The organism is Mesorhizobium sp. M5C.F.Ca.IN.020.29.1.1 (assembly GCF_003997375.1).
In the GTDB taxonomy this organism is placed as follows: Bacteria; Pseudomonadota; Alphaproteobacteria; order Rhizobiales; family Rhizobiaceae; genus Mesorhizobium; species Mesorhizobium wenxiniae.
This window is the reverse complement of the sequence record NZ_RZSW01000334.1, coordinates 1-6,876: the sequence shown is the minus strand read 5'-3', so window position 1 is coordinate 6,876 and position 6,876 is coordinate 1. Positions and strand designations below refer to the sequence as shown.

At 64.4% G+C, this 6,876-nt stretch carries 6 protein-coding genes and 1 pseudogene; all 7 read left to right on the top strand.

Annotated elements, in window-relative coordinates; translation table 11 throughout:
• Positions 1-1,610: DNA ligase D (gene ligD, locus EOA85_RS23175; RefSeq protein ID WP_127211314.1), on the top strand; the 1,610-nt coding region annotated here is incomplete at its 5' end.
• An 89-nt stretch (positions 1,611-1,699) separates the two neighbouring features.
• Positions 1,700-2,605, top strand: a complete 906-nt coding sequence (locus tag EOA85_RS23170) for a Ku protein (protein WP_127211313.1) — start codon at positions 1,700-1,702, stop codon at positions 2,603-2,605.
• On the top strand, positions 2,602-3,693 hold the full coding sequence (locus EOA85_RS23165) for a tetratricopeptide repeat protein (RefSeq protein WP_127211312.1): 1,092 nt from the start codon (positions 2,602-2,604) through the stop codon (positions 3,691-3,693). Before EOA85_RS23170 ends, EOA85_RS23165 begins: the two co-directional genes overlap by 4 nt.
• Before the next feature lie 11 nt (positions 3,694-3,704).
• A complete protein-coding gene (locus EOA85_RS23160) occupies positions 3,705-4,382 on the top strand; it encodes a hypothetical protein (protein WP_127211311.1) in 678 nt (225 codons plus the stop codon).
• 230 nt (positions 4,383-4,612) lie between these two features.
• On the top strand, positions 4,613-5,257 hold the full coding sequence (locus EOA85_RS23150) for an alpha/beta family hydrolase (RefSeq protein ID WP_127211309.1): 645 nt from the start codon (positions 4,613-4,615) through the stop codon (positions 5,255-5,257).
• Positions 5,258-5,265: 8 nt separating this feature from the next.
• Complete coding sequence (locus tag EOA85_RS23145; RefSeq protein ID WP_127211308.1) at positions 5,266-6,036, top strand: exodeoxyribonuclease III; 771 nt, start codon at positions 5,266-5,268, stop codon at positions 6,034-6,036.
• Between the two features lie 125 nt (positions 6,037-6,161).
• Positions 6,162-6,876: pseudogene (locus tag EOA85_RS23140) on the top strand (WD40 repeat domain-containing protein); the annotation flags it as partial.

Below are 6,876 nucleotides of genomic sequence, written 5' to 3'. Positions count from 1 at the left end.
GTCGTGAGGCTGTTATAGATGGCGAGATCGTCGTGCTCGACGCCAAGGGCATCAGCCGCTTCGCTCTTTTGCAGGACGCGCTGGCCGAAGGCGCCGGCAACAAGCTCCACTTCTACGCCTTCGATCTCTTGCATCTCGACGGCTGGGACCTGAGAAAAGCGCCGCTCGGCCGGCGCAAGGCGCTGCTGTCGCAATTGCTGTCCGGCTTGGGCGCCAACTCCGCCATCCAGTTCAGCGATCACGTCGAAGGCGATGGCCAGGCGCTCTACGCCCAGGCTTCCGAGATGGGACTAGAAGGCGTCGTTTCCAAGCGCGCAACGGCAATCTACCAGAGCGGCCGCACCAAGACCTGGACCAAGATCAAGGCGCTGAAGAACGGCGACTTCATCATCGCCGGCTATACCACCTCCGATGCAGCCGAGGGATTGGCCGCACTCGGCCTCGGCGAATTCGAGGATGGCGAACTGCACTATCGCGGCAAGGTCGGCACCGGCTTCGACGCCGCCACCGCCGCCGACCTGCTGGCTCGGCTGGAGCCCTTGCGCGCCGGCGCGTCTGCACCCGAAGGGGTTCCGCGCGAGATCATGCGCGAGATGAACTGGGTGCGGCCACTGCTTTCGGCCCATATCCACTATGCCAACCGGACCACCGATAATGCGCTGCGCCATGCGGTGTTCCGCGGACTGCGCGACGTCGGCCTATCGACGCCGGTGTCGGCCAAGCGCAAGCGGCTGATTGCGGAAGCCGATCTCGCCACAATCTGGGTGACCAATCCGACGCGGCGGTTGTTCGGCAAAACCGGACCGACCAAGCTCGACATCGCCGTCTACTACGCGCTGGTCGGCGACTTCATGCTGCCGCACATCCTCGGCCGCCCGGTGTCGCTGGTGCGCTGCCCGACCGGCAAGCCGCAGGACTGTTTCTTCCAGCGCCATGCCTTCACCGGCATGCCTTCATCGGTGGCGACCTTCGAGACGACCAATTCCGAGGGCGAGACTAAATCCTATCTGTCGGTGGAAGATGCCAAGGGCTATCTGGCGCTGGCGCAGTTCGGCGTCGTCGAGTTCCACACCTGGGGCACCCACCGCACGCGGCTAGACAGACCGGACCTGATCGTTTTCGACCTCGACCCGGGCGAGGGGATTAGCTGGCGCGAGGTGGTCGAGGCGGCAGTGCATATCCGCGCCGAGCTGGAGGCGATGGGGCTGATGCCGTTCGCGAAAACGTCGGGCGGCAAGGGCATACACATCACCGTGCCGGTAACGCAAAAACAGAACTGGAAGAAACTGCACCAGGCGACCAGCGCCATTTCCTCGGCATTGGCCACCTCCGCGCCCGACATCTTCACCACCACCATGGGCAAGGACAACCGCAAACGGCGCATCTTCATCGATTATCACCGCAATGCGCGCGGCCACACCTCGGCGGCACCTTATTCGCTGCGCGCCCGCACCAACCTGCCGGCCTCGACGCCGGTGAGTTGGTCCGATCTGGAATCCATCGACGCTCCGGAAGATTTGAATTATTCTTCGCTGCCGGGCCTTCTGGCCACCTCCGGCGATCCCTGGGCCAACATGGAAGATTTCGCTAGGGATTTGCCGGTATTGTGAGGGCGAAGTAGGTTTTGCGCAGCGTTGTTCGTCCTTTGGACGAAGCGCTGCGAACAGTTCGACAGTGCACGGCCGCGTAGGAGACTTTCATGGCGCCCAGGGCAAGTTGGAAAGGTTACCTCAAGCTCAGTCTCGTCAGCTGTCCGGTCCGGCTGTATCCGGCGACGAGTGCCAGCGAGCGGATCAGCTTCAATCAGCTGCACAAGGACACCCACAACCGCATCAATATGAAGCCGGTCGATCCCGAGCTCGGGCTGGTCGAGCGCTCGGATCTGGTCAAGGGCTACGAATACGAAGATAAGCAGTACATCATCATCGACGATGCCGACCTCGAGGCGGTGCGCATCGAATCCAACCACACGATGAACATCGAAGCCTTCGTCGACGAGCATTCGGTCGACTTCATCTACCAGGACGCGCCCTATTATCTGGCGCCCGATGGCGCGATGGCGGAGGAGACTTTCGCGGTGCTGCGCGAAGCGATGCGCAAGTCGGGCAAGCTGGCGATCGCGCGGCTGGTGCTGTCCAGCCGCGAGCGCGTCGTGACGATCGGCGCGCGCGAGAACGGCATGTTCGTCTGCACCTTGAGGAACCCGAATGAAGTGCGCGGTACGGCCGAATATTTCGGCAACATCCCGGCCGGCAAGCCCGACCCGGAAATGCTGCAGCTCGCCGAAGCGCTGATCAAGCAGAAGGAAACCACCTTCGATCCGAAGAATTATGAGGATCGCTACGAGATCGCGCTGATGGCGATGATCCGCGAGAAGCTCAAGGGCCACAAGCCGATCATCGCGGCCGCCCCCGAGCGCGGCAACGTGATCAACCTGATGGATGCGCTGAAGGCCAGCCTGTCGCAATCGGCCAAGCCGCCGGCCAAGTCGAAGAGCAAGGCCGATGAGGCGGCAAAGCCTGCCGCCAAGGGCAAGGCCAGCGCGGCCAAGGAAAACCCGCTCAAGGCCAATTTGCTGAAGGCCGTCGGCAAGAGCAAGGCGTGACGGCGCTTGCCGGCACCGTCTTCGGCGCCATCGGCGCGCTGGCGGCGTTTCCACTGAGGCTGGGGGCGCGCGAGGTTGAACGCCAGCACGCCCAGTTAAGGCGCGGCGTCACGCGCCGCACTAGCCATGTGGTGTTCGGCCGCTCACTTCTCGCCAAGGCCGGGGATGCCGAGATCGAGCGCCGCGTCGCGGCCGAGCGCGCGGCCGGCCGAAAGCTGATCAGCGAAAGCGGTTTTTTGCGCCTGCTAGGGCTGATGAAGGCGCCGGAGGCCTCGGCCCTGTCGCGGCAGTCGCTTCTCGATCAGTCGCGATTGGCCGCATCCGACCTCGACCTTCTCAGTCTCTTCGATGCCTTCGAGAATGATTGCGAGCCCTATTCGTTTCGCGACCTGATCCTGGCCCGCAAATATGCCGGGCTGGTCGCCGGCGGCGCCTCGTGGGGCGCAATCGCGCGCTCGGTGCACCGCTCCGGCCCGGTGGCTTCGCTCACCGCCAAGTCGCTGAATGTCGGCTCACAGCGCGGGCGCGCGGATGCGATCTATCTCGATGGTGGCCAGAGCGAACTCGACGGCCAGCTGCTGTTCGACTTTGGGTCGCCGGATGACGACACGCTGGAAGAACTGTTCGCCGACGCTGAAGCCGCGGAAGAGGCTGAACGTCACGAACAGGCGGCCGCACTCTACCAGCGCTGCTTGGCCATCGACCCGACCGACGCCATCGCCGCCTTCAACCGCGCCAATTGTCTGCGCGGCGCCGGCCACGCGGCCGCGGCGGCGCATGACTATGCCCGCGCCATCAAGTGTGACCCCGGCTTTGTCGAGGCCTGGTTCAATCTGGCCGGGCTGATGACCGAGCAAGGCCGAGAGGCCTCGGCGCGACGGCATCTACAAAAGGCGATCGCGCTCGATGCCGATTATGCCGATGCGGTGTTCAACCTTGCGAGGCTGGAGTTCGACGCCGGCAACCTGGCCGAGGCGCGCCGCCACTGGGCACGCTACCTCGAACTCGACGCCAACTCCGAATGGGCGCGCATGGCGGCCAAGGGGATACAGTTCATCGATCTGCAACTGGCGCGCACGGCGGGGTAAGACCAAACGTGATGCTCGATGCAAAAACCATCCGAGCAACCGTTGCCGAAGAGCTTCGCTCACGCCTTGGCGCGCGATGGTTCAAGCCGGACAGCGCCAAGCTTGTTGTCGCGTCTGCCGATAATCTGACCGATTTCAGCATCGAGCTCGATTGCTACACGGACCGCCGATACGGGCAGTATGACTGCTCGATCGCGGCTGTCTTCAAGTGGAAGAAGTTTTCCAAGCTGTGGAAGGATTTTGACGCGTGGTATGAGGTTAAGGATCCAAGTTCGGCACAGTTTAAAACCCAAAGCGATCGGAAATCGAGCAGATTATTTCTCAGAGTAGGGTTCGATGCCATTGATGGGAGTTTCATCGGAGGTCGTGACCCGTTTTGGGCGGCAAATGAAGGTGATCTCGATGCGTTCATGGCCCAGTGCGTCACCGATCTCGAGGGCAAGGTCGGTACATGGATCAGGCGATGGTTCACCTGGGCCTCGGCCCTGGATGTGATGGACGGCAACGGGCAATTGTGCGGATCATGGCGAGACACCACCTATTTCTGCTTGCTGGAACAAGTTCGCGGGCGTGAAGCTGCTTGCAGATGGGTTGGCGAGATCGATGCGACTGGATGGCCCGGTTTGCTGGCGGCGCAGGTCCAGTATCTACAATCGCAGGTTTGCGACGAGGCAGCTGCGCAGCCATAGTGGGTGACGGAACAAGGGATCGCGATGGTTGCGCTTGAACACCCCCCTCTGGCCTGCCGGCCATCTCTCCCGCAGGGTGGGAGAATGGCAGCTTCGAGTGCCGGTTCATCCCTGCGACGTTGGAGATTGGCGAAAGCGGCAGAGTGCGTGATCTCTCTCGTTGCGGGGGAGATGGCCGGTAGGCCAGAGGGGGGCGCGAAGGAACTCGGCCTTCATCTGCGGGCCACCCAATGACCGCCTTCCTCTTCGACGGGCCCGAAACCGCCCCCATCACCGTCCTGCTTGCCCATGGAGCCGGGGCGCCAATGGATTCGGCCTCGATGACCGCCACGGCCAAGGCGCTGGCCGAAGCCGGCTTCCGCGTCGCGCGATTCGAATTCCACTACATGGCCGCCCGCCGCTACGGCCACCGCAAGCCGCCGCCGCGCGCCGAGACAGTGAACCCGGAATATGTCAAGGCGATCGCCGATCTGAGGGCGAAGGGCGTGACGGGGGCGCTGATCATCGGCGGCAAGTCGATGGGCGGCCGCGTCGCCTCGATGATCGCCGACGAGATGTTTTCCAAGGGCGAAATCTCGGGGCTGCTTTGTCTGGGCTATCCCTTCCACCCGCCGGCCAAGCTGACGCAATTGCGCACCAAGCATCTCGCCGCGCTCAAGACCCCGACACTGATCTGCCAGGGCACGCGCGACGAGTTCGGCACGAAGGACGAGGTCGCGGGCTATGCGCTATCGGATGCAATCGAGATGCTGTGGCTGGAGGATGGCGACCACGACCTCAAGCCGCGCAAGAGCATCTCCGGCTTCTCCGCCGCCGACCATCTGAAGACGCTCGCCGAAGCGGTCAAGGCATGGACCGGGCGCATCGCGCGCTGATCCGCCCAATGAAGATCGCCACCTTCAACATCAACAATATCAACAGCCGGCTGCAAAACGTGCTGGCCTGGCTGGCTGTCGCCAAGCCCGACATCGTCTGCATGCAGGAACTGAAGGCAAGGCAGACGCAGTTTCCGCGCACGGCACTCGCCGCCGCGGGCTATGGCGCGTTGTGGGTGGGACAGCCGACCTGGAACGGCGTCGCCATACTCGCGCGGGGTTCAGAACCCGTTCCGATCCGCGAGGCGCTGCCCGGCGACGAGAGCGACAACCAGGCCCGCTACATCGAGGCAGCGGTCAGCGGCATTGTCATCGGCTGCCTCTATGCGCCCAATGGCAACCCGCAGCCCGGCCCGAAATTCCAGTACAAACTTGCCTGGCATCAACGGCTGAACGCGCATGCGGCGGAACTGTTCGACACTGGCCTGCCGGTGGTGCTGGCCGGCGACTACAACATCGTGCCCGAGCCGCGCGACATCTATCCGACCCGCTCCTATGACGACAATGCGCTGGTGCAGCCGGAAAGCCGCGCCGCTTTCGCAGCACTGCTCGACCAGGGCTGGCTAGATGCGCTGCGCAAGAAGCACCCGAAAGAAACGCTTTACACATTCTGGGATTATCGCCGCAACCGCTGGCCGCGCGACGCCGGCCTGCGGCTCGATCATATATTGCTCTCGAAGAAACTGGCGCGCCGATTGGCCGGGGCAGGCATCGACCGCGAAGTGCGCGGCGAGCCCGGCGCCAGCGACCACGCGCCGGTGTGGGTGGAATTGCGGTGAGGGGCGAGAGAGCCAATCTCGCCCACGAAGGGGGAGATTGGCCATCAACAGAAGGACATCGACAAGCCCGGCGCTGACCGGCATCATTATGGGCGAAACTGATAGCGGCCGGAGGGGGGAGCCCGATGAACAGGTTTGTCGACAGGCTGCTCGCCGCGCTGCTGCTGGCGATCGGCATGCTCTGCCTCACACGCGTGTATTTCGCGCTGGGCGGCGAGGGCGCGGGCGACGCTTTCGCGTCCGCGCGCCTGGCTTTTTTCGGGGCAGCGGGCGTTTTCTCAGCCCTTGCAGCCCTGCTGTTCTGGGCCGGCCTGTTGCCGGGCCGGTCGAAGCCCGGACCAGCCATACCCTTGTTCGGCAGGGGTGCCGAAACGCAACCCGGCAGACGACCACGCCTGCGACAGCTCTTCGCCGTCGTTCCGTTCCTCGCCGTGCTCGCTCTGGTGGTCGACCAGCTCGGCCCCTGGTGGCGACAGCCACAGGACGCCGGCAAAAGCCTGACCGCCGAGCAACCCGCGCCGAGCGCGCCGAAGGGCGAAGACGTCGCCAGCGCACCGGCCCAAGCGCCGGAAGCGCTCGAGCGGCCTGAACAGTCGGCTGCGCCTCCGCCGCCGCAAGGTGCAAACCCTGGCGCCAGCGCGAAATCGGCACAGCCGCCGGCTCCTGCTTCGCCATCTGCGGTCGCGCTTGCCCCCTCTGTCTCACCGCCGGAGGCTGCTCCAGCCCCGGCTCCACCGCAGACCGTCGCGCCGCTGCCCCCGGCTCCCCCGCCGCTGCCGACGCAGCCCGATGGCCATCGCGAGCCCGTCGTCTGGCTGGCGGTGGCGCCCGACGGGCAAT

Bases quoted from the DNA above. Each gene is read 5' to 3' on its own strand.
- EOA85_RS23150 (WP_127211309.1), top strand. From the start codon at position 4,613: ATGACCGCCTTCCTCTTCGACGGGCCCGAAACCGCCCCCATCACCGTC.
- EOA85_RS23160 (WP_127211311.1), top strand. From the start codon at position 3,705: ATGCTCGATGCAAAAACCATCCGAGCAACCGTTGCCGAAGAGCTTCGC.
- EOA85_RS23170 (WP_127211313.1), top strand. From the start codon at position 1,700: ATGGCGCCCAGGGCAAGTTGGAAAGGTTACCTCAAGCTCAGTCTCGTC.
- EOA85_RS23145 (WP_127211308.1), top strand. From the start codon at position 5,266: ATGAAGATCGCCACCTTCAACATCAACAATATCAACAGCCGGCTGCAA.